The 22,415-nt window shown below is 59.8% G+C and carries 20 protein-coding genes and 1 tRNA gene; 10 read left to right on the forward strand and 11 right to left on the reverse strand.

The features are described from left to right. Window positions 1-96 precede the first annotated feature (96 nt). Window positions 97-1,197, reverse strand: a complete 1,101-nt coding sequence (locus DQ393_RS19030) for a DUF475 domain-containing protein (protein WP_112343303.1) — start codon at window positions 1,195-1,197, stop codon at window positions 97-99. Between the two features lie 419 nt (window positions 1,198-1,616). Between DQ393_RS19030 and DQ393_RS19035 the strand changes: the two genes are divergently transcribed. Continuing rightward, on the forward strand, window positions 1,617-1,868 hold the full coding sequence (locus tag DQ393_RS19035; RefSeq protein WP_112343304.1) for a hypothetical protein: 252 nt from the start codon (window positions 1,617-1,619) through the stop codon (window positions 1,866-1,868). A gap of 33 nt (window positions 1,869-1,901) precedes the next feature. Here the strand turns inward: DQ393_RS19035 and DQ393_RS19040 are convergent, their stop codons facing one another. Continuing rightward, on the reverse strand, window positions 1,902-2,372 hold the full coding sequence (locus DQ393_RS19040; protein WP_112343305.1) for a hypothetical protein: 471 nt from the start codon (window positions 2,370-2,372) through the stop codon (window positions 1,902-1,904). Between the two features lie 172 nt (window positions 2,373-2,544). Continuing rightward, the gene (locus DQ393_RS19045) at window positions 2,545-2,787 is read right to left on the reverse strand and encodes a hypothetical protein (protein ID WP_112343306.1); all 243 of its coding nucleotides are present in this window, start codon (window positions 2,785-2,787) and stop codon (window positions 2,545-2,547) included. Between the two features lie 312 nt (window positions 2,788-3,099). Between DQ393_RS19045 and DQ393_RS19050 the strand changes: the two genes are divergently transcribed. Beyond that, entirely contained in the window at window positions 3,100-3,408 is a 309-nt protein-coding gene (locus tag DQ393_RS19050) for a hypothetical protein (RefSeq protein ID WP_112343307.1), read from the forward strand. Window positions 3,409-3,547: 139 nt separating this feature from the next. Here the strand turns inward: DQ393_RS19050 and DQ393_RS19055 are convergent. Beyond that, window positions 3,548-3,622 (reverse strand) — tRNA-Val (locus DQ393_RS19055). 84 nt (window positions 3,623-3,706) lie between these two features. Further along, a complete protein-coding gene (gene cpdR1, locus DQ393_RS19060; protein ID WP_004117561.1) occupies window positions 3,707-4,069 on the reverse strand; it encodes a response regulator CpdR1 in 363 nt (120 codons plus the stop codon). A gap of 272 nt (window positions 4,070-4,341) precedes the next feature. Here cpdR1 and DQ393_RS19065 point away from each other — a divergent pair, with 272 nt between their 5' ends. Then, window positions 4,342-5,241 (forward strand): N-formylglutamate amidohydrolase, encoded by a 900-nt coding sequence (locus DQ393_RS19065; protein ID WP_245430399.1) that lies wholly within the window; start codon window positions 4,342-4,344, stop codon window positions 5,239-5,241. A gap of 551 nt (window positions 5,242-5,792) precedes the next feature. Then, entirely contained in the window at window positions 5,793-6,566 is a 774-nt protein-coding gene (gene hisN, locus DQ393_RS19070) for a histidinol-phosphatase (RefSeq protein ID WP_112343308.1), read from the forward strand. Between the two features lie 33 nt (window positions 6,567-6,599). On the opposite strand, the gene DQ393_RS19075 is transcribed toward hisN, so the two are convergent. After that, window positions 6,600-7,574 (reverse strand): alpha/beta fold hydrolase, encoded by a 975-nt coding sequence (locus tag DQ393_RS19075; RefSeq protein WP_112343309.1) that lies wholly within the window; start codon window positions 7,572-7,574, stop codon window positions 6,600-6,602. A 223-nt stretch (window positions 7,575-7,797) separates the two neighbouring features. Between DQ393_RS19075 and DQ393_RS19080 the strand changes: the two genes are divergently transcribed. Continuing rightward, entirely contained in the window at window positions 7,798-8,532 is a 735-nt protein-coding gene (locus tag DQ393_RS19080) for an SDR family oxidoreductase (RefSeq protein WP_112343423.1), read from the forward strand. Here DQ393_RS19080 and DQ393_RS19085 read toward each other — a convergent pair. The 3 genes from DQ393_RS19085 to DQ393_RS19095 all read right to left on the reverse strand — a co-directional run bounded on the left by DQ393_RS19085 (window position 8,483) and on the right by DQ393_RS19095 (window position 11,286). Next, window positions 8,483-9,421: a LysR family transcriptional regulator gene (locus tag DQ393_RS19085; protein ID WP_112343424.1), complete on the reverse strand. Its 939-nt coding sequence runs from the start codon at window positions 9,419-9,421 to the stop codon at window positions 8,483-8,485. The genes DQ393_RS19080 and DQ393_RS19085 overlap by 50 nt on opposite strands. 203 nt (window positions 9,422-9,624) lie before the next feature. Then, window positions 9,625-10,692, reverse strand: coding sequence for a cyclic nucleotide-gated ion channel (locus tag DQ393_RS19090; RefSeq protein ID WP_112343310.1), 1,068 nt, complete (start codon window positions 10,690-10,692; stop codon window positions 9,625-9,627). 114 nt (window positions 10,693-10,806) lie between these two features. After that, a complete protein-coding gene (locus DQ393_RS19095) occupies window positions 10,807-11,286 on the reverse strand; it encodes an Lrp/AsnC family transcriptional regulator (RefSeq protein WP_112343311.1) in 480 nt (159 codons plus the stop codon). A 130-nt stretch (window positions 11,287-11,416) separates the two neighbouring features. On the opposite strand from DQ393_RS19095, the gene DQ393_RS19100 reads away from it, so the two are divergent. From DQ393_RS19100 to DQ393_RS19110, 3 genes are all read left to right on the forward strand, one after another. Further along, window positions 11,417-11,833: a DUF2000 domain-containing protein gene (locus DQ393_RS19100; protein WP_112343312.1), complete on the forward strand. Its 417-nt coding sequence runs from the start codon at window positions 11,417-11,419 to the stop codon at window positions 11,831-11,833. Window positions 11,834-11,951: 118 nt separating this feature from the next. Beyond that, entirely contained in the window at window positions 11,952-12,602 is a 651-nt protein-coding gene (locus DQ393_RS19105) for an HAD family hydrolase (RefSeq protein ID WP_348628024.1), read from the forward strand. A gap of 397 nt (window positions 12,603-12,999) precedes the next feature. Then, complete coding sequence (locus DQ393_RS19110) at window positions 13,000-13,464, forward strand: Hsp20 family protein (RefSeq protein WP_112343314.1); 465 nt, start codon at window positions 13,000-13,002, stop codon at window positions 13,462-13,464. Between the two features lie 164 nt (window positions 13,465-13,628). Here the strand turns inward: DQ393_RS19110 and DQ393_RS19115 are convergent, their stop codons facing one another. Continuing rightward, window positions 13,629-14,651, reverse strand: a complete 1,023-nt coding sequence (locus tag DQ393_RS19115) for a bile acid:sodium symporter family protein (RefSeq protein ID WP_112343315.1) — start codon at window positions 14,649-14,651, stop codon at window positions 13,629-13,631. Between the two features lie 104 nt (window positions 14,652-14,755). On the opposite strand from DQ393_RS19115, the gene DQ393_RS19120 reads away from it, so the two are divergent. Then, complete coding sequence (locus tag DQ393_RS19120; protein ID WP_112343316.1) at window positions 14,756-15,613, forward strand: LysR family transcriptional regulator; 858 nt, start codon at window positions 14,756-14,758, stop codon at window positions 15,611-15,613. Between the two features lie 401 nt (window positions 15,614-16,014). Here the strand turns inward: DQ393_RS19120 and DQ393_RS19125 are convergent, their stop codons facing one another. After that, entirely contained in the window at window positions 16,015-17,061 is a 1,047-nt protein-coding gene (locus DQ393_RS19125; RefSeq protein ID WP_112343425.1) for a threonine aldolase family protein, read from the reverse strand. 567 nt (window positions 17,062-17,628) lie between these two features. On the opposite strand from DQ393_RS19125, the gene gltB reads away from it, so the two are divergent. Then, window positions 17,629-22,353 carry a glutamate synthase large subunit gene (gene gltB, locus DQ393_RS19130; protein ID WP_112343317.1) on the forward strand — a complete coding sequence of 1,575 codons (4,725 nt, stop codon included), beginning with the start codon at window positions 17,629-17,631 and terminating at the stop codon, window positions 22,351-22,353. Window positions 22,354-22,415: the final 62 nt, after the last annotated feature.

Raw genomic sequence — 22,415 nt, forward strand, 5'->3', positions numbered from 1 at the left:
TGTCCTGCATGAAAAGGCGGAGGCCGTCGGGAAACGGTCTCCGCCATAGATTCTGGATTGCTCGTTCGCAAACAGCAGCCTTCAGCGGCTGGGCGTCTACGCTTCCGCCCTGTCGTGCTGTTCGCCATGTGCCGGCAAATGGTCGAGGGCGTTGCGCCTGTTGTAGCGGATCGACGACCAGAGTGAGATGCCGATCAGGGCCGCGCCGCCGAGGCCGGTGATGACTTCAGGAATGTGGAACAGCGTCTGCACATACATGATCACCGAGAGGATCAGGATGGCGTAAAAGGCACCGTGCTCGAGGTAGCGGTAATGGGCAAGCGTGCCCTTTTCCACCAGCATGATCGTCATGGAGCGGACATACATGGCGCCGATGCCAAGGCCGATGGCGATGATGAACAGGTTCTGCGTCAGGGCAAATGCGCCGATGACGCCGTCGAAGGAGAAGCTGGCGTCGAGGATTTCGAGATAGAGAAATGCGCCGAAGCCGCCCCTTGCGGCTGCGCTCATCGTCTTTTGCGAGGCATCCAGGAAACCTGCCAGGACTTCCACCAGGAGGAAGGTCAGGAGGCCATAGATGGAGGCATGCAGAAAGGTCGTCGAATCGTCGCCGTCGAGCAGAGAGCTGAAGATCAGAACAAGAACCAGCACGAAGGCGATTTCAACGCCCTTGACGGTGGCGAAATGCGCCATGCGCTTCTCGATGAAGCCGATCCAGTGCACATCCTTTTCGTGATTGAAGAAATAGGTCAGGCCGACCATCATCAGGAACGTGCCCCCGAAGGCGGCGATCGGCAGATGTGCATTCTGCATGATCTCGGCATATTGCTCCGGCTTGGTGGCGGCCAGCTTCAGCGCCTCCCACGGGTCGATCCAGGCGGCGATCGCGACGATTGCCAGCGGAAAGACGATCCTCATGCCGAAGACGGCGATGATGATGCCCCATGTCAGGAAGCGATGCTGCCAGACCGGCGTCATCTCCTTCAGCTTGTTGGCATTGACGATGGCATTGTCGAAGGAGAGAGAAATCTCCAATACGGCGAGAACCGCGCAGATGAAGAAGGCCGTGGCGAGGCCACCCATCGTGCCGGTGGTGTTCCAGCCCAGAAAGGCGCCGAGTGCAAGGCCACCGATGGTGACGGCAAAGGCCCAGCCGAAATAGCCGAGTACGGATTTGGAGGCGGCGGGCGGCGTCATGGGCGCACCTCGCCACAAAGGAACTGATGATTTTCGGATGGAACGGGCAGCCATATGCCGAAGACGGCATGCGGGCGAGGCATGGTCAAGCTGTTCATGAAAGAAATCCGCCGGCTCATCTGCAGGCGGTACCGACATCGCGAGAGCGCCGTGAAAACTCTCGCCAGAGGGGCCCGGCACCAAAGTTCAATCCGTCGCCGATGTCAGGAAGGCGCGGAGATAGTCAATAGTTAGTGAAGTCGCGACGCAGGTCAAGAGTTGAAATAGGGCCTGCTGACCTTGCTCCCAATAATTGCGAATTTGGGGAACCAAACGGAAAAGGCCGCGTTTGCCCCTCACGCATGTTTGCGCCGTCCGCTACGCGGATCCCTCGAGCGGATCCGTTACCTTCAATACAGCGATCGACAGGAGAAGCTCCCATGAGCCCTTATTCCATTCACCGCAACGAACCATCGCAGAAGCCGGAATTGACGGAGCGGCAGAAGAAGGCTCGGCCGAACACGCTTCGCCAGGCCCAGGTCCTGCCGCCACATCAGGTGGATCTGACGCTGCATCCCGTGACCCATGAGGATGTGCATGTCCCCGCCCATGTCAACGGCGCGGATCTCTCGCGCGAAGCGCCGGCAGACGCCAATCATAACCACAAGCAAAAGAGCGGCCCGCAGCATTAAACGGACCGCGCCTTGTGCGACGGCAATGCCTGCTTATTTGTGCCGCGGCGTTTTGCCGTCGGACGTGAAGCTGCCGTTGAAGCTCATTTCCGTCGATTTCGCCGAGCATTGGATGGCAATCGGCTTGCCTGCGTAGGGATTGGCAAAGGTGCACGTGCCCTTTGCCTCGACTTGACCGGATATCTTGCTGCCGGCCCCTGTCGAGATGACATCGATCGGCAGCTGCGCGGTTCCCTTCTCACTGCCGGGCTTGATACCCTTGCCGTTGCCCTGGAAGCCGAGCATCTTGCCGCCTGATGTGAAGATGAAGGTCACCGAGCCGTCCGGACCCGTCACGCTGGCGATTTCGGCCTTGCATCCTTTGGAGGCGTCGAGCTTGCCGACCACGAGTTTGGAACATTTTCCACTGACGACGGTGACGCCTTGCGACGGGAAATTTTCCACTGCGCCGGCCGAGGTCGCGGCCAAGACGGTCAATCCAAAAGCAATGCCTGCGAATCGCATAAGAAGGGCTCCTTTCAAGCCCACGCAGTTTGCCGATCAAAATGTGGCAGTCAACCCAAAGCAGGGCGCGAGCCTGAACCGGCCGCCGATCGGTCCGATCGCCCGTTGTGCTTCACGCTCGTAACCGGAGCAGGCCGCTATCGCAAAACGACCGCTCAGGGTTGTGCGGATTTCAGTGAGGGGCCGATTCCGGGACGAGCGAGCCGATCAACTGCAGCAGGGCGTTCTGGCGGTTGCCGCCGCCGGCCAGGAATTCGTAGAGGGTCATGGTTTTCTCGCTGCCGCCGTCGACGACATAGTCCGCCTGGCGGATGACGTAGACCTCGCCGCTCTCGGTGTCGCGGGCGAGATGGAACATGTATTCATCGCCATTCGGCTTGTGGTTCTTGTAGAACTGCCGCTTCATCACCGTCATCTCGTCCTCCCGTATGATCGATGCGCTGATATGACAGTAGGATGACGGCGCGCCCGGAAGTCAAGCGGCTTCTGGCGAGAACTTGTGTCGCAGGCGGCGTGCAACTCGCAATCGCCGCGAACATCAGCATGTGATTGGCTATCTTCCAAAAGACGATTATTCTCGACCTGCGCTCGAATTTTCGGGCGCGGGAGGAGCGGTTCAGCTTTTCATAAAACCTCTGACCCGCTCTATCTTTTGCTTTTACGCAGTTCCGGACGGAAAGGCGCTTCGCACTTTTTCCGGAATTGCTCTAGTTGGAGATCGAAGCACATGAGAATGATGTTAGCGCTGGGAGCGATTTTGAGCCTGGCATGCGTCTCAGCAGGTGAGGCGCCTTCAAACTATCAGACCTATCACGGCATTCGCGCCGACAGCGATCCGGTGGTGCTTGCGACATACGAGAGGGTTCTCGATCGCTGCGAGCCTGAGGCTTATTCCTGGCACCGTGGCTCTCCGGATCCAAACAGCACGCTTTACTGGCTGGCTCTGCGGGATTGCCTCTACCGCCACGGTTTTGTCGATCGCGGTGCCTACGCCTATCCCACGACGGCGGTGTTCCGGCATTTCCTGGATCGCTGATCGTCTGCAATTCGTTTTGGCTCCCGATCGGCTCATTGGCCAATCTGCTCCAAGGCAAACTTAGGTTCAGCAAGTCGATGACGAAACTAAAAAGGCCTTTCGATTTCTCGAAAGGCCTTTGCTTTTCAGCGAATTAGGATGGTGGGCGTGACAGGGATTGAACCTGTGACCCCTACGATGTCAACGTAGTGCTCTCCCGCTGAGCTACACGCCCATCCGATGGCGGCGCATAGATCACAAAACCTTGGTGGCCGTCAATAGGCTTTTTTTCGGTTTTGTGACGTGGCCGCCGAAAGCCTTACGCGGCAAGGAGTTTGTTGACTTCGTCGACGAGTTCCCGAAGGTGGAAAGGCTTGGAAAGAACCTTGGCATCCTTCGGCGCCTTCGAATCGGGATTCAGCGCGACGGCGGCAAAGCCGGTGATGAACATCACTTTCAGGTCCGGATCGAGTTCGGTAGCGCGGCGCGCCAGCTCGATACCGTCCATCTCGGGCATGACTATGTCGGTCAAAAGCAGCGAGAACGGCTCTTCGCGCAGCCGGTCGTAAGCGCTGGCTCCATTGTCAAAGGACAAGACCTTGTAGCCGGCTTTTTCGAGTGCCTTCACGAGAAAGCGACGCATGTCGTTGTCGTCTTCGGCAAGAAGTATCTTCTGGGTCATCATCTCTATCGCTAATCAACTTTGTCTGTTGGACTTGTCCAGCTTTTAGGTTAGCGCAGCGCCGTAAACAAGCCGTGAATAGTCGGCCAAAACGCGCCAATCCTGCTTTTGTTCAAAGCATGACTTCGTTCTGCGAAAACGCCCTGCGTTTCCGCCGAGCGGACATCGGGAGATTTCGAATACGGCGCTTTGGATTAAGGCCATTTCGGTCAAGTTACTATGGACTTGCGGTCATGCAACTGGCAACATGATTACTGCGACAAGTTGTTGACATGGTAAAGACGTTGATGTCCGCGGAAATGCGTAGTTTCGAGATTTTCGAGGTATCGGAGCCCGCCTCCCAGACCATACCGTTTGTCTACAGCTCGCCCCATAGCGGTCGCATTTATCCCCCCGATTTCATCGCCCAGTCCCGCCTGCAGGGCATCGCCATCCGCCGCTCGGAAGACCATTATGTCGACGAGCTTTTTTCGGCGGCAAGTTCCCTCGGCGCACCGTTGCTGCTTGCCAATTTTCCGCGCGCCTATATCGACGTCAATCGCGAGCCCTATGAGCTCGATCCGCGCATGTTCGACGGCGCCTTGCCGCCTTACGCGAACATCAATTCGCTGCGGGTCGCCGGCGGGCTCGGGACGATCCCGCGAATCGTCGCCGAGAATATGGAAATCTATGCGCGGCGCGTGCCGGTCGAGGATGCGTTGAAGCGCATCGACACGATCTACAAGCCCTATCATGCAACGCTTCGGCGGCTGATTGCGCGCACCCATGTCAAGTTCGGCTTCGGCGTGCTGGTCGATTGTCATTCCATGCCTGGCAATATCCGCATCGCCGGCAGCAATATGCGGCCCGATTTCATCCTCGGCGATCGCTATGGCACCAGCGCCTCGGCAGAGCTTTCGCGTGCCGCCATGCAGATCCTCGAGGAACTCGGCTTCAACGCCGTGCGCAACAAGCCCTATGCCGGCGGCTTCATCACCGAGCATTACGGCCGTCCCTCGCGCGGGCTGCATGCGCTGCAGATCGAGGTCAACCGGTCGCTCTATGTCGACGAGACGACGCTGGAGAAACGGCCGGATTTCAACGAGGTCGCGGCTGCCATTACGCTTTTCATGAAGCGCATGGCCGAGCATGTGGAATCCTATACGGGCGATCCGGCGTTGGCTGCCGAGTAGGGATATCTTGCCCTTGGCGGGCGAGAAAGCAAAATTAGCATGTAGCTTCAGCCAAGTGCTGGATTTTGCAAGAGAGAGGGTAGGCGGGAGCGCTCGCAATCTCCGAATTGGGCGAGCAAGAAACGGACCCTCGCTCTTGCAATTTCAATGGCTTAGAAATTGCGTCAGACTTTTGAAGGCGACACGTCCGGTATCGCAATTCCTACACCAGTGAAATTGCTTTCTCGCCCGCCAAGGGCGAGATGCCCCTGCGCTTGCCGCTCCATCCCACAAAACAAATATAGCCTTAGCAAAAAAGAACCGCGCTCGTGGCGCGGCTAAGTCTAGGGAGGAAACACCCAAGGAGGGTATTTACAGTCAGAAGACTGTAGCTGGATACTGATATCGCATTGCACAAATGTCAAGCACTTTATTGCACTGCAAAATATTTGGGCAGATTCAAAAATCCTGCCTGATTGGCGGGCAGGGCGCCTGTTGCATCATCATCCGGTTTGCTTCAGGGCCTATATGGGATATGACATCGCCCATCCTGTCATTTACGTGGATTGACCATGCTTCCCGATCGCTCGTTCTTCTATCGTCTGGCCGAGGCGGCCAAGGCCGAAACCCTGCCGCGCTTTCGTACCGGTGTCGATGTGGTCAACAAGGAAGCCAAGGGCTTCGATCCGGTGACGGAAGGGGACCGCGCCGCCGAAGAGGCGATTCGCGCATTGATCGAGGCCGAATTTCCCGACCATGGCATTCTGGGCGAGGAGCACGGCAGCGTCGGGCTCGATCGCGAGCATATATGGGTCATCGATCCGATCGACGGCACGCGCGCTTTCATCTCTGGCGTTCCGGTATGGGGAACGCTGATCGGCCTGCAGAAGAACGGCCGCGCCCTCATGGGGATGATCGACCAACCTTTTACGGGCGAGCGCTATTTTGCCGATGGCAATGGTTCCACCTATTCGGGGCCGGATGGCGAAAAGCGGCTGCAGGTCCGCGATTGCGGCAGCCTTTCGAACGCCATCCTCTTCACCACCTCGCCGCATCTGTTCGTCGGCGAGGAGCTTGCCAAATATCGCGAGATCGAAAGCCAGGTCCGGCTTTTCCGTTATGGCACGGATTGCTATGCCTATGCGCTGCTGGCCGCAGGCCATATCGATCTCGTCATCGAGAATTCGCTGAAACCCTATGATGTCGGCGGCATCATTCCTGTCGTTGAGCAGGCCGGCGGCATCATGACCACCTGGGATGGCGGTCGGCCGGAAATGGGTGGAACGATCATCGCCGCAGGCAGCCGCGCTGTTTATGAACAGGCTTTGGCTGTGCTGTCTCGCTAGAGCAGCTCAACTTTCACGGAGTTTCTAAGCCGCTCAGGCTTCCGCTTCGATCTCATAGGCATTGGTTTCGGCGTCGCTGCCGGGGATGAAGGCGTGGATCGCGGCGAGTGCCTGATTGCGATAGATGTCCCGTTCCTGCAGGATTTCATGCTTGGCGCCGTGAATGGGAACGAGCTGGGCGGCACGGAAATAGCGTGACAGCCGTTCCTGATCGGCATAGGGCACGACGCCGTCGCGCGTCGGCGCGATCAGGACGGTGGGGACGTGGATCGAAAACAGGTGTTCGGGCTTATTGACCCGTTCGATCGCCCGCAAAGCCTGCGATAGCCAGCGCGCCGTCGGCGGACCCAGGCAAAGCTGCGGATAAGCCGCGCCGATGCCGATGTTGCGGCGGTAGCGCTGCTCGTCTGTCGTCAACGGGTTGTCGGCGAAGGGTCTTTCCTTGAATTTCTTGCTGAACTGCATGCGGCCCAGGCCGATGCCGCTGACCGCACCGGAGAGGAAGCGGATAAAGCCGGGTGAGGCGCCGTGCCCGGTCAAGCCGATGAAGGGGGCAGACAGCACCATGCGCTCAATTCGGCTCGCAAGCCTCGGCGCGGCAGACAGGGCAATCAGCCCGCCCGTCGAATGAGCAAGGAGAAAAAAGGGCAGACGTGTATCCGGCAGGACGATCTTGTCGAGGAAGGCGGTCAGATCCCGCTCGTAATCGGAAAAATGGCGGATATGGCCGCGCAACGGGTCTTTCAGCAGTCGCTCGGATCCGCCCTGGCCGCGCAGATCGAAGGTCGCAACCCACAGGCCCTTGGCCGTGAGGTTACGGATCGTCTCGAAATATTTCTCGATGAATTCGTTGCGGCCCTGTAGCAGGACAACGGTTCCCTTCGCGACCGGCTGCTCGCAGCGGAAGACGGCGTAGCGCAGCTTGCGTCCGTCGAAACTTTCGAAGAAGCCTTCGGTGCGGTTTTCCGGTACCGGATTGTCTGCCGTGGAATAGAGGATCGAATCCATGACGGTGTCGCGCCTCGCTGACCAATGTTTCATCTCAAGGGGATAGCGCAGGCTGGGGGAATTGCAACAGGTTTGTTGGCGGCTCCGGCAATCGATTCCGTGCTCCTAAAGACGATAATCCTCAATCGGCGATTCCGATGGCACTATCGTTTTTCTCCGTTTCATCTTCTTGCGCAGCTTTGCGAATGTTCGGCCGTTGATATCACCTGCGGGAATGGAAGACATGGCAATCACCGAAATTGCGGATTCAAGAATTCTTATTGTCGGCGGCAGCTCCGGAATGGGGTTGGCGTTGGCGAAACGCGCGCTCGCAGCCGGGGCGGAGGTCATCGTCGCTGGACGGAACGCGGATAAGCTCAAGCGCGTTTCAACGGAACTTCAAAGCCCATCGCTTTTCGTCGAGACGGTCGATATCACGCAAGAAAGCCAAGTCGCCGGTCTGTTTGAGCGCATCGGCCGGCTCGACCATATCGTAAGCACCGCCGCCGATATCGAAGGCGCTTATGAGCTGCTGCCTTCGCTGGACCTCAGGGCTGCGCAGAGGGTCGTGGAAAGTAAATTCTACGGCCCGTTGCTGCTTGCGAAATATGGGTCGCCCTTACTCTCTGCCACTGGCTCCATTACGTTCACGTCAGGCATTGCCGCTTATCGTCCGGCCACCCGGGGGTCGGTGGTCGCTGCGGTCAATGCTGGCCTGGAAGGGCTGGTTCGCGCGCTTGCAGTCGAGTTGGCGCCCATTCGGGTGAATGCCGTTTCACCGGGGTGGGTCGATACGCCCATCTGGACGTTCGTTGCCGGCGACCAAAAAGAAGAAACCTTAGGTGCCATGGCAAAACGGCTGTTGGTCGGACGGGTGGGCCAACCGGAAGACATCGCCGACGCTATCAGCTTCCTGATGGGCAACGCCTTTACAACGGGGACGGTACTGCATGTCGAGGGCGGGCATCGGCTGATTTAGCGGACGCAAAGCCGGTGCTTGCGAACGCCAGGAACAGCTTCAAAGCTGGCGGCTGAACACGCCTGCGCCGCCAGATCATCACAAGCGAAGCTGTCCGCATCGGCCCCGGCCAGGGCATTTCGTCGAGTTCGCCACGATGGAGTGCGTCCGCGACGGCAAACCACGGAACCAAGCTCGATCCTGTACCGGCAGCCACGAGGCGAGCAATGGTACCGATGCTGCCGACTTCGGCGGCGAGCTTTGGTGCTGCCATCCCTGCCGCCTCGAATGCCTTGTCGAACAGGTGCCGGTAGACGCAGCCGGCTTCGGTTGCCACGAAGTTCATCGAAGCAAGTGCTGCCAGATCGCTTGTCTTCGATGATGCCTCCTGTGCGGGAGGGGTGATGAGGATCAACGGCTCCGTCGATATCACCCGCTTTGCGAGGCGTTCATCAACCTCGCCCCTGTCAAAACAGAAGGCGACGTCGATCTCACCGGTTTCGAGCTTGCGCAACAGGTCGCCACTGCCCGCTACCTTCACCCGCAGATCGATATCGGGATGATCGCGCTGAAGGGCCGGCAGCCATTGCGGAAGCTTCATGGAAGCAATGGTCTCAAGCGCGCCGATCGTCACCGTGCCAGCCGCAGCCGCCGAGGCTGCTTCAACGGTAGCGCGCGCCTCGTTGGCGATTGCCAATAATTCCTCGGCATAGGGTTTCAGTGCCTCGCCAGCCGCCGTCAGCTCCAGGCCCGATCTCGACCGGATAAAAAGCGCAGTGCCCAATTCGGCTTCAAGCGACTGGATCTGGTCGCTCACGCTCGATTGCGCGAGATGGACCTCTTCGGCTGCGCGGGTGAAATTCCGGTTCCGCGCGACCGCCAGAAATGTCTTGAGTAATCGGGGGTGCATCGAGCCGTGCCGAACCAAAATGACAAGCGCCATTTAAAGCTGGACGGCGCTCAATATTCGTCAGGCTGCCACATCCCTTGTATCGACGTCAATGCACGACGGGATGGCCGTCGGAAGATCAGAAAAAGCGGGCCAGCGGTGTCGGCAATTCGTGGTGCCCTTGAAGGCGCCTGCGGTATGACGTCGATCGCGATGCCTTTCCGTCAAGCCTTCGGTGTCGCTCCGCGCCGCTCCAGCGCGGTTTTGCGAATGATGTCTGCGATCTCCGGGCTGCTGCTCGATAGCATCTGGAAATCCGACGCATAGAGCGACAGCAGGGAGACTTCGGTCGCGGCGCTGACGGTTGCCGAGCGGGGCTCGCCGGTGATCAGCGCCATCTCACCGAAGAAACTGCCGGAGCCGAGTTCCACCGGGTTCGGCGTCGCGACGCTGACGCGGCCCTCGACGATGAAGTACATCTGGTCGCCGGCCTCGCCCTTGCGGCAGATGACGCCGCCTGCCGGCACGACACGCGGTCTCAGCGCTCTGACAATCTCAATAAGCGCGGCCGAACCAAGTTTCTGGAAGAGCGGCACCGCGGCAACCAGTTGCCAGTTGCGCACGAAATCCTGGCGGCGAACCTCTTCGTAGAAGCCGGTGGCGAGGATGCCGGCCCAGAGCGCGAAAATGCCGATTCCGCTCATCATGACCAGGCCTGCGAGGACGCGGCCGGCGAAACTTTGCGGAATCTCGTCGCCATACCCTGTCGTCGACAGCGTCACCACCGCCCACCACATCGCCAGCGGGATGCTGCCGAACTTGTCGGGCTGAACGTCGCGTTCGATGATATAAGCTACGAGCGCCGCGCCGAACAGAACGATGCCGAAGATCGAGGTGACGCCGATCAGGTTGCGCGCTTCCTTGGTCAGGACCCTGCCGAGCAGCCGGAAGAAGATCGAGCCGCGCAGTGGCTTCAAAAGCCAGATGGCGCAATAGAGGCTTTGGTCGCGGCCGCGGACGAGAAGGAAGGCGGCCAGAGGGACCAGAACAGCCAATATGTCGACGGCGATTTCCGGTGCGCTGCCGCGAACGCCTTTCGTCCGCTGCACGATCAGCGTCTCGATCAGTTGCAGACCGTAGGCAGCCCAGATGCCGGCGAGCAGAACTTGCAGGATGAGCCTGGTCTGTCCAGTTATATCAGGCGTCGTGAGTGCCGCCACGGTCAACAGGCCGATTGCAGCGAGCACCGCGTTCAGCGATGCGGAAATCTTCGAAAAAGGGAGCGCCGACATTCAATACCCCGGGGTGGGTCGCCACTTACCTGCAACAGGATGAACTAGAATAGGATGGCTTCAATCCAAACGTAAAGGGCTCGCAGGATATGCGTGGCCGCCAAGTGTCGTCGGCTATCGCTGCCCGACCTCAAGCGGAAGGCCCTTGAAAGGCTTGATTTCCTTGAGTACGAAGGTCGTCTGCATTTCCTTGATGCGTGGCAGCCGGCGAACGACCGCCATGGCGAAATCCGCATAGCTGTCGAGATCGGTCGCCACCACTTGCAGCAGGAAATCCGCGTCGCCGGCGATGCTGTAGCAGGCTACGACTTCGTTGAGCTTCAAGACGTCGCGTGAGAATTCCTCGGCCTCCGCTTCGCTGTGGCTGTCGATCTTCACTCTGATGAAGGCGAGAACGCCGAGACCGATCCGGCGTCTGTCCAATGTTGCCGCATAACCCTGGATCACACCTGTTTCCTCCAGCTCGCGCACGCGCCGCCAGCATGGCGACGTCGAGAGCCCGACTTTCGAGGAAAGCGCCTGATTCGTCAGGCGTCCGTCCTTCTGAAGCGCTTCGAGGATACGCAGATCGACGGGCTCAAGGGGCTTAGGCATATCCGACCTCAAATTCAACGGAATTTGGTACTCTCTACCATATTCACGTTATTATTTGCAACGAAAGGTAAGAATTCCCCTGATCTCGGAGATATCCTGTACGCCCATAACTCAATAGCAGCAGGTCGCCATGCTTCCCGATATTCGTGTTGCCATCATCATCAATCCGGCATTGCCGCTCGGTCTGATCGCCAATACCACCGGTGCCATCTCGATCGGGTTGGGTGCAAAGTTTCCCGCGCTCGCGGCCAGGCAATTGACCGACAAGGAGGAGCGTACGATCGACATCAGCTCGAACATGCCCGTTCCGATACTGCAGGCGGATGCGGAGACCATACGATCTCTTGTGTTGAAGACCTTGCCGGTGGAAAACGACCGCGCGATCGTTCCGTTTCCTGCCTTTGCCCGAGCGCTGCACGATTATAGGGACTATGAGGCGACGTTTCCGGATCGCGATCTCGCCGGCGAGGCGATCGACGGCCTGGGGCTGGCGGGGCCTTCGAAATGGGTGAAGTCGTTGACCGGTTCGCTGAAGCTTTTGCGGTAGGGTCGTCGCTAGGTCGCTGCGTAGCGAGGCATGGTTTTCGGCATCGGCGAGCTTGTCGTCCTCGTCCCATGCTGGTAACGGCTATAGGATGAAACTCCCTCAACCACCCCGTGCAGTCGTGTTCGACATGGATGGACTGCTCTTTGACACCGAGTCGCTCTACATACGTTCGCTGATCACGGCGACTGCGGAGTATGGCTATGAAATGACATGGGATTTGTACCGTCCCATGATTGGTTCGCCTTGGCATGTGAACCGCCATTCGCTGCTTCTTCTCTATGGCTCCTCTTTTCCGGTCGACGATGTGCGATCTCTCTGGCTCAAGCATTTCAGCGTCTTGGGCGAAACGGAGCTTGCTCTGAAAGCAGGGGTTTCGGAATTGCTGGATCTTCTGGACGAACTCGATATTCCACGAGCGATAGCGACGTCCTCATTCCGTCATAGCGTCGATCATCATCTCGAAGCCCACGGCTTGACGCATCGTTTCCATCAGATTGTCGCGTATGGCGACTATGCGGAAAGTAAGCCCGCTCCCGATCCATTTCTGGCGGCTGCCGCCCGGCTAGGTATCGAGCCATCTTCCTGTCTCGCTCTGGAAGATTCACATAACGGAATAAGATCTGCCTCCGGAGCCGGCATGATGACAATCATGGTGCCGGATCAGATGGAACCCAATGAGGAAATCCTGAAACTTTGCTTGGGCTCGGCTTCCAGCCTGCATGAAGTACATCGGCTCATAGCCGCGGCGAACGGACGACTTTCGATCTAAGCAATCAGTCTCGGTGGATTTCCATTCAAGACGGGCTGCTATCGCTCTCGTTCTGCGAAAAAAGGCCGGCTTGCGGAGATAGAGAGATCCGCTTCGCCGGCCGAGCAAGGACTGAAGAAGAAGGGACGATACACTTCAGTCATCGGACGATGGTTGTTCCGATGATTTGAAGATATGGCCGCCAGCCTGAACGGGTTCCGAACCATGCGTTCATCTGCGGTTCACGCAGGGTTTTCTTGGAATTTCCTCAACCGCGCGGGGTCTTGAACTCCGCAAAAGCGATCACCATCTCTTTTTCGCGGGTGCCAAACGGGCTCGCAGAACCGTCCCGAGGCTGCCCGGAGTGGGGCCGTGGGGCAAAACTTGAAATCGCAATCGTCGCTCACAGGAGGACTCCATGCGTCACGTAGACTTCTCTCCCCTTTATCGTTCCACCGTCGGTTTCGACCGTCTGTTCACCATGCTCGACAGCCTTGCCCAGCCGGATCAGGCACAGACCTATCCGCCCTACAACATCGAGCGCACCGGTGAAAATACTTATCGCATCACCATGGCCGTTGCCGGTTTCGATGAAAAGGAACTGAGCATCGAGGCTCACGCCCATGTCCTTCACGTCAAGGGCGAAAAGAGTGAAGAGCCGGCTGAAACCAGCGAATATCTCTATCGCGGTATCGCCAAGCGCGCCTTCGAGCGCCGCTTCCAGCTCGCCGACCATGTCGAGGTTCAGGCTGCTTCGCTAAAGAATGGTTTGCTGCACATCGATCTGCTGCGCAACATTCCGGAAGCCATGAAGCCCCGCCGCATCTCCATCGCGGCCGAACAGGTGGATGCTCCGAAGTCCATCGAGGCTCACATCAACTAAGGCGGGCCGGCGGTCCCCGACCGCCATGTCCGGGCCGGCGGATTTAAGCCGTCAGGTCCGGGCTGACGGACTAAAGTTCGTCATGCCCTTGATCCTCCCAAGATCAAAAAAGAAGCGGCGCTCCATCCGGGCGCCGCTTTTGTTTTGTCGCGATGTCGAAAGCTTCAGGCAGCGTTGGTGGCTTCGCCGGACTTTGCACCTGCTTGTGCCTTTTCAGCCTCGCGCCGCTTGGCTGCATCGGCATATTTCTGGGCAAGCACGGCGCAGGTCATCAGCTGGATCTGATGGAACAGCATGAGCGGCAGCACGATGGCGCCGATACCCTGGCCGGCGAAGATGACGTTTGCCATCGGTACGCCGCTTGCCAGCGACTTCTTCGAGCCGCAGAAGGTAATGGTGATCTCGTCAGCCTTCGAGAAACCGAGCGCGCGGCTGCCGAACATGGTGATGCAGATGACCATGGCAAGCAGAACCATGTTGGCGACGATCACGGTGGCGATGTCGACCACCGAAAACGTGTGCCACAGCCCCTCGACGACGGCTTCGCTGAAGGCGGAATAGACGACCATCAGGATCGAGCCGCGATCGACCGGCATCAGGATCTTCTTCTTCGAGCGGATCCAGTCTCCGATCCAGGGCTGCAGCAGCTGGCCGGCGATGAAGGGAGCGAGCAGCTGCAGCATGATCTGCCACAAAACATCCCAGGAAAAGCCGCCCTGACCGCCTACGGAAAACAGGATGCCGACGAGCAGCGGCGTCAGAAACATGCCGAAGATGTTGGAGGCGGAGGCGGCGCAGATCGCGGCGGGCACGTTGCCGCCGGCAATGGAGGTGAAGGCGATGGAGGATTGCACGGTCGAGGGCAGCACGCTCAGGAACAGCATGCCGGTATAGAGCGACACGGGCAGGATGCTGTTCGGGACGATATGCCCCATGGCCAGCACCAGCAGCGGGAAGATGCCGAAGGTCGTCAGCAGGATGACGAGGTGCAGCCGCCAGTGGAGCATGCCGGCGATGACGACATCGCGCGACAGGCGCGCGCCATGCAGGAAGAACAAGAGCCCGATGGCGAAATTGGTGGCGATGCCGAAATAGTGAGCGCTTGCCCCCTGTACCGGAAAGAAGGACGCCGTCAGAACGGTGAGCACCAGCAGCATGGTGAAGGTGTCAGGAAGAAAGCGGCGCATCGTGCCTACCCCAATCGCATTGCAAGTGATGATGACTCCTTGCAGATAGACCTATTGTGATCCACGATGCAAGGAATAACAGTTATCGCAATACAGGATAAGCCATGCTTGATCTCACGCAGTTGCGCAGCTTCGTCGCCGTCGAGCAGATGGGCAGCTTCACACTGGCCGCGGAGCGGCTCGGTCTCGGGCAATCGACCGTCAGCCAGCATATACAGCGGTTGGAAACGGAGATCGGACGCAAATTGCTGGCGCGGGACACACATCGCGTCGTTTTGACCGATGACGGTGAGGCGCTGCTCGGACATGCGCGCCAGATGCTGTCGATCGAAGGGGAGGTGCGGCAGCTTTTTGCCGGCAACAGCCTGCGCGGCAATCTTCGGCTCGGCGTTTCCGAGGATTTCGTCACCAGCCAGCTCCCCGACGTGCTGGAGGAATTCGTGCGTTCGCATCCCTCCGTCGATCTGGAGTTGACGGTCGCGCTCAGCGGCACGCTCTATGAAATGCAGGACAATGGCGATCTCGATCTGGTGCTTGCCAAGCGCCGGCTCGGCGATGCGAGAGGCAAGCTCGTCTATCGCGAGCCGCTGGTCTGGCTGGCGCGCGATCCGGAGCGCATTCGCAGGCTTGCGGCACCTCTGCCGTTGATTGCCTTTCCCGCGCCCAGCGTCACCCGCGCGGTGGCGCTGGAGGCACTACGCCGGCAGCAGGTGCCATGGCGGATCGTCTGTACCTGTGGCAGCCTTAGCGGGCTGACGGCTGCCGCCCGCGCCGGCATGGGCGTTCTCGTCCAGCCGCAGAGCATGGCGCCCGCCGGCCTGAGCGAAATTGCGCCGGGCTGGCTGCCGGCGCTGGAGGATGTCGAATTCGTGCTTGTGCCACGCAAGGGTGCCAATCAACTTCTGATCGACGCGCTGTCGGAAGACATTCTGACAAAGGTCCGCGGGCCGAGATCGAACTGAGAGCGATACCGCTCGCAGCCTCGCGACAAAAGCAATACGGATCATGCGGATAGCGCTGGGAATTTTCCGGGATTTCCTTTGCCGGCTGTCGTTTTCCTTCACGCTCTGCGCCTTGCGACACCTGAGATTCAGTTCAAAGTCAGCTTCCGCTGCTATCTTGGGTGGCGATAGGTGAACTGCTGGAGGATATTCGTCTCGATGATATATGGTGCCATCTTCATTTCCGGACTTGTAGCTTGCGTCGTGGCAATGACGATGATCGTTCATCATAAGCCTGCGTCCGATCGCGATGATTTATCGAACTTTGCAATGTTCGCCCATCGGAATCAAAACTAACCCTCGTTGTCGCCATTATGAGCGCCGTCCGGTTGAATCCGGCTCCGGCGCTTTTTTCATGCGGGTCACGCAAGGCAGGCGAGGAAGTTCGCCACATCGGTCTCGGTCGTGGCGAAGCTGGTAACAAGGCGGATCAGCGTTTCATCATTGCCGATCAGGTCCGGTTGGGATTCCGGGATAGGCCATTCGTAGAATTTTGCTCCCTTGTCTTCGGCCGTCTTGGCGGAGGATTTCGATATGATCGCAAAAACCTCGTTGGAAGCCGTCGGCCAGGCGAGACGGGCGTCCCGCACCCTTTCGATGCCGGCGCGCAGACGATCGGCCATGCCATTGGAATGGCGGGCCAAATCGAGCCAGAGGCCGTCCTGGAAATAACCGTCGAACTGGGCGGCAATGAAGCGCGACTTGGAGAAGAGCTGGGCGGCGCGCTTGCGGATGAAATGCATCTCCTTTGCCTTCTCCGGATCGAAGAAGACGATCGCCTCGGCGCACCAGCAGCCGTTCTTGGTGGCGCCGAAGGAAAGAATGTCGACACCGCGCTTCCATGTCATTTCGGCAGGCGTGGTGCCGAGCGCGACGAGGGCGTTGGCGAAACGCGCGCCATCCATATGCAGCGGCAGGCCGTTCGCCTTGGCGACGGCAGCGATGGCATCGATCTCCGCAAGCGAATAGACGGTGCCGATTTCCGTCGCCTGCGTGATCGTCACGGCGGCGGCGCGGCCGTGATGGACGGCATCCTGCGGGAAACGGGCGATCTTGGCGGCGAGCGCCTTGGGATCGATCTTGCCGAGAGCGCCATCGACCGTTGCAAGACGTGCGCCGCTGAAGAAATCGGGTGCGCCGCATTCGTCTTCGGCGACATGCGCCTCGCTGTGACAGAAGCTGATGCCGCCTGGCTTCTGGACGCTGGCGAGCGACAGGGAATTGGCGGCCGTACCCGTTGCGACGAAGAAGATGGCAACCTCGCGCTCGAAAATGTCAGCGAATTTGGCTTCGACATGCTGGTCGAGCTCGCTCGTGCCGTAAGCGGAGGCAAAACCGCTGGACTCAGCGAGCAGACGCTCGGCGACTTTAGGATGGGCGCCGGCCCAGTTATCGGAAGCAAAGAACATGAAGGTGCACCAGATGAAGGAGGACATTGCGGTGAGATTAGATAGAGTCAGCCGGACATTACGCCAATGCTAAAACCTATCAAGAGGATGAGTTTGAGGAATGCATCACAGAAATTGATCTACGCAATCAACAAATAAAATGATGCGCCGCAGCGAAACTTTATTGCTCTATTTATGCAGCAAAGGCAATCTTACGTCTTTCGTTGACGAATTTTTGCCGTTTTGCTCTTGCGAAGACCTGAGCTTTCTGGCATAGAGCTGATGAATTAGGACAGGGTTGCTGTCCTATTTTGGCCGCCGAGGCCGAAGATGTGCCCGAGGGTCCTGACGATGTCGGGATTTCGAGCTATAGTTATCCGGAGCGTGCCCTTTCAAGCCTTTCAGGCGGCGGGCAATGCGGCGGTGGAATAGCAAGGCGCGGAACGCTGACGACGGGCTCCATTTAAGGGGGCGCGGTTCGCGGCCGGGATCTTCACAATGCAACAGCGCAGTCGCGCGTCGGCCCCGGAAACGGACCGCGCGGGACGAAGGAGCGCCCGCGATGCGGGCCTTATCGGAGGGAAGACGATGACGAACAGGACGACGTCCACGAGTTTTGACCAGACCGCTGCAGTGAACGCTGCCGCTACGGCCAAGACGTCGAAACGCGCTGTTGGCATCCCGCCGAAACAGGGCCTCTACGATCCGCGTAACGAACATGACGCCTGCGGCGTCGGCTTCGTCGCGCATATGAAGGGCCAGAAGTCGCACCAGATCGTGCGCGACGGCCTGTTCATTCTCGAAAACCTGACGCATCGCGGTGCTGTCGGCGCCGATCCGCTCATGGGCGACGGCGCGGGCATCCTCGTGCAGATCCCCGACCGCTTCTTCCGCGAGGAGATGGCCAAGCAGGGCGTGATCCTGCCGAAGGCCGGTGAGTATGGCGTCGGCCATTTCTTCCTGCCGCGCGACGAGGCGCTGATCGAGCATTTCAAGACCGCCATCACGCAGGTCGTTGCCGAGGAAGGCCAGGTTCTGCTCGGCTTCCGCGACGTGCCTGTCGACAACTCCTCGCTGTCGAAGGCGCCTGATATCGCCGCCACCGAGCCGCACCATGTGCAGGTCTTCATTGGCGCCGGCCGCGATGCCGGCACGAACGAGGAGTTCGAGCGCCGCCTCTTCACCCTGCGTAAGGTGATCTCCAACCGCATCTATGCGGAATATGAGGGCGAGGAGAGCAGCTTCTACCCCGTGTCGCTGTCGAGCTCGACCATCGTCTACAAGGGTATGTTCCTCGCCTATCAGGTGGGCGCCTATTATAAGGACCTCTCCGATCCGCGTTTCGAGACGGCGGTTGCCCTTGTGCACCAGCGTTTCTCGACCAACACCTTCCCGTCGTGGAAGCTTGCGCATCCCTACCGCATGGTCGCGCATAACGGCGAAATCAACACGCTGCGCGGCAACGTCAACTGGATGGCCGCCCGCCAGGCTTCGGTCTCTTCGCCGCTGTTCGGCGAGGATATCTCCAAGCTCTGGCCGATCTCCTATGAGGGACAGTCGGATACGGCGTGTTTCGACAACGCGCTCGAATTCCTCGTACGCGGCGGATACTCCCTGGCGCATGCCATGATGATGCTCATCCCCGAGGCGTGGGCCGGCAACCAGCTGATGGCGCCGGAACGCAAGGCGTTCTACGAGTATCATGCCGCCCTGATGGAGCCTTGGGATGGCCCTGCCGCCGTCGCCTTCACAGATGGCAAGCAGATCGGCGCGACGCTCGATCGTAACGGCCTGCGGCCGGCCCGCTATCTCGTCACCAGCGACGACCGCATCATCATGGCGTCCGAAGCCGGCGTTCTGCCCGTCGAGGAAGAGAAGATCATCCAGAAGTGGCGCCTGCAACCGGGCAAGATGCTGCTGATCGATATGGAAAAGGGCCGCATCATCTCCGACGACGAGGTGAAGTCGGAACTGTCGACCAAGCATCCCTATCGCAGCTGGCTGAACCGCACGCAGCTGATCCTGGAAGATCTGAAGCCGGTGGAGCCGCGGGCGCTGCGCCGCGACGTGTCGCTGCTCGACCGCCAGCAGGCGTTCGGCTACACGGCTGAAGACACCAAGCTCCTGATGTCGCCGATGGCGACGACAGGGCAGGAAGCCGTCGGCTCCATGGGCACGGATACGCCGATCTCGGCCATGTCCGACAAGCCGAAGCTGCTCTACACCTACTTCAAGCAGAACTTCGCGCAGGTGACGAACCCGCCGATCGATCCGATCCGCGAGGAGCTCGTCATGAGCCTTGTCTCCTTCATCGGCCCGCGTCCGAACCTGCTCGATCACACTGGCATGGCCAATGCCAAGCGCCTGGAAGTGCGCCAGCCGATCCTGACCAACGGCGATCTCGAAAAGATCCGCTCGATCGGTCACACCGAGGATCGCTTCGACACCAAGACGCTCGACTTCACCTATGATGTCGAACGTGGCGCCGAAGGCATGCCCGAGATGCTCGACCGTCTCTGCGAGCGGGCGGAAGCGGCCGTTCGCGGCGGCTACAACATCATCGTGCTTTCCGACCGCCAGATCGGACCGGACCGCATCGCGATCCCGGCGCTGCTGGCGACCGCCGCCGTGCATCACCACCTGATCCGCAAGGGCCTGCGCACCTCGGTCGGTATCGTCGTCGAAACCGGCGAGCCGCGCGAAGTACATCACTTCTGCCTGCTGGCCGGCTACGGCGCGGAAGCGATCAACCCCTATCTGGCCTTCGACACGCTGCTCGACATGCATCAGCGCGGCGAATTCCCGAAGGAAGTGGATGCGACCGAAGTCGTCTACCGCTACATCAAGGCTGTTGGTAAGGGCATCCTCAAGGTCATGTCGAAGATGGGTATCTCGACCTATCAGTCCTATTGCGGCGCGCAGATCTTCGATGCCGTTGGCTTGCAGCAGGAGCTGGTCGACAAGTATTTCTTCGGCACGGCGACCATGATCGAAGGCATCGGCCTTGAGACGATCGCCGAGGAAACCGTCTCCCGTCACAAGGCTGCTTTCGGCCGCGATCCGCTGCTGGCAAGCACGCTCGACATCGGCGGCGAATATGCCTACCGCATGCGCGGCGAAAGCCACGCCTGGACGCCGGATGCGGTGGCTGCCCTGCAGCATGCCGTGCGCGGCAATGCCGAGGATCGCTATCGCGAATTCTCCGAAATGGTCAACGAGTCGGCGCTTCGGATGAACACGATCCGCGGTCTCTTCAAGATCAAGGGTGCGGAAGCGCTCGGCCGTAAGCCGATCTCGGTCGACGAGGTCGAGCCAGCTGCCGATATCGTCAAGCGTTTCTCCACGGGCGCCATGTCCTTCGGCTCTATCAGCCGCGAGGCGCATACGACGCTGGCCATCGCCATGAACCGCATCGGCGGCAAGTCGAACACCGGCGAAGGCGGCGAGGAAGCCGACCGCTACATGCCGCTCTTCGACGGCTCGCCGAACCCGGAACGTTCCGCCATCAAGCAGATCGCCTCCGGCCGCTTCGGCGTGACGACCGAATATCTGGTCAATGCCGACGTGCTGCAGATCAAGGTGGCGCAGGGCGCCAAGCCCGGCGAAGGCGGCCAGCTGCCCGGCCACAAGGTCGATGCTACGGTTGCCAAGACCCGGCACTCGACGCCGGGCGTCGGCCTGATCTCGCCGCCACCGCATCATGACATCTATTCGATCGAAGATCTGGCGCAGCTGATTTACGACCTGAAGAACGTCAACCCGACCTCGGATGTCTCAGTCAAGCTCGTCTCGGAAGTCGGCGTCGGCACGGTTGCCGCCGGCGTTGCCAAGGCGCGCGCCGACCACATCACCGTCTCGGGCTATGATGGCGGCACCGGCGCTTCGCCGCTGACTTCGCTGAAGCATGCCGGTTCGCCCTGGGAAATCGGCCTTGCCGAAACCCAGCAGACGCTGGTGCTGAACGGGCTGCGCTCGCGCATCGCCCTGCAGGTGGATGGCGGTCTGAAGACCGGCCGCGACGTCATCATCGGCGCGCTGCTGGGTGCCGACGAATTCGGCTTTGCGACCGCGCCGCTGATCGCGGCCGGCTGCATCATGATGCGCAAGTGCCATCTCAACACCTGTCCGGTTGGTGTCGCCACCCAGGACCCGGTTCTGCGCAAGCGCTTCAAGGGCGCGCCAGAGCATGTCATCAACTACTTCTTCTTCGTGGCCGAAGAAGTGCGCGAGATCCTCGCCTCGCTCGGCGTTGCCAAGCTGGACGATATCATCGGCGCTTCCGAGCTTCTCGAAAAGGATGAGATGCTTGCCCACTGGAAGGCTGAAGGCCTCGATTTCAGCCGTATCTTCCACAAGGTCGATGCGCCGAAGGAAGAGACCTACTGGACGACGGTGCAGAAGCACCCGATCGACGATATTCTCGACCGCAAGCTGATCGAGAAGGCGGAGCCGGCGCTCGCTTCCAAGACGCCGGTCGCCTTCGAAGTCGACATCAAGAACGTCGACCGTTCGGCCGGCGCCATGCTGTCGGGTGCGGTTGCCAAGCGCTATGGCCATCGCGGCCTGAAGGACGACACGATCAACGTCACCCTGAGGGGCACCGCCGGTCAGTCCTTCGGTGCGTTCCTGGCGCGGGGCGTGACCTTCAACCTCGTCGGCGACGGCAATGACTATGTCGGCAAGGGCCTTTCGGGCGGCCGCATCATCATCCGTCCGCCGGAGAATTCGAAGATCGTCGCCGAAAACTCGATCATCGTCGGCAACACCGTGCTCTACGGTGCAACCGAGGGCGAGTGCTACTTCCGCGGTGTCGCGGGTGAGCGCTTTGCGGTCAGAAACTCCGGCGCGATCGCCGTCGTCGAGGGCGTGGGCGACCATGGCTGCGAATATATGACCGGCGGCGTCGTCGTGGTGCTCGGTGAAACCGGGCGCAACTTCGCGGCCGGCATGTCGGGCGGCGTGGCCTATGTGCTCGACGAGAAGGGCGATTTCGCCCGCCGCTGCAACATGGCGATGGTCGAGCTGGAGCCGGTTCCTGAAGAAGACGAGCTGCTGGAGAAGCTGCATCATCACGGCGGCGACATCATGCATAAGGGACGCGTCGACGTCTCGGATGACATGACGCGCCATGACGAAGAGCGTCTCTTCCAGCTGATTTCGAACCACGTCCACTATACGGGCTCGACCCGAGCCAAGGAAATCCTCGATCACTGGGCCGACTACCGCCCGAAATTCCGCAAGGTCATGCCGGTCGAATACCGCCGCGCCCTTGAGGAAATGGAGCGCAGCCGGATGAGCGTGGCGGCAGAGTAATCCGCCCCGGTTCTGAAACCAGCCGAGGGTTTCGCCTCGCATTGCGATCGCCGTCATGGCGA

The sequence above is a fragment of the Martinezella tropici genome, from assembly GCF_003287875.1.
In the GTDB taxonomy this organism is placed as follows: domain Bacteria; phylum Pseudomonadota; class Alphaproteobacteria; order Rhizobiales; family Rhizobiaceae; genus Rhizobium; species Rhizobium tropici_C.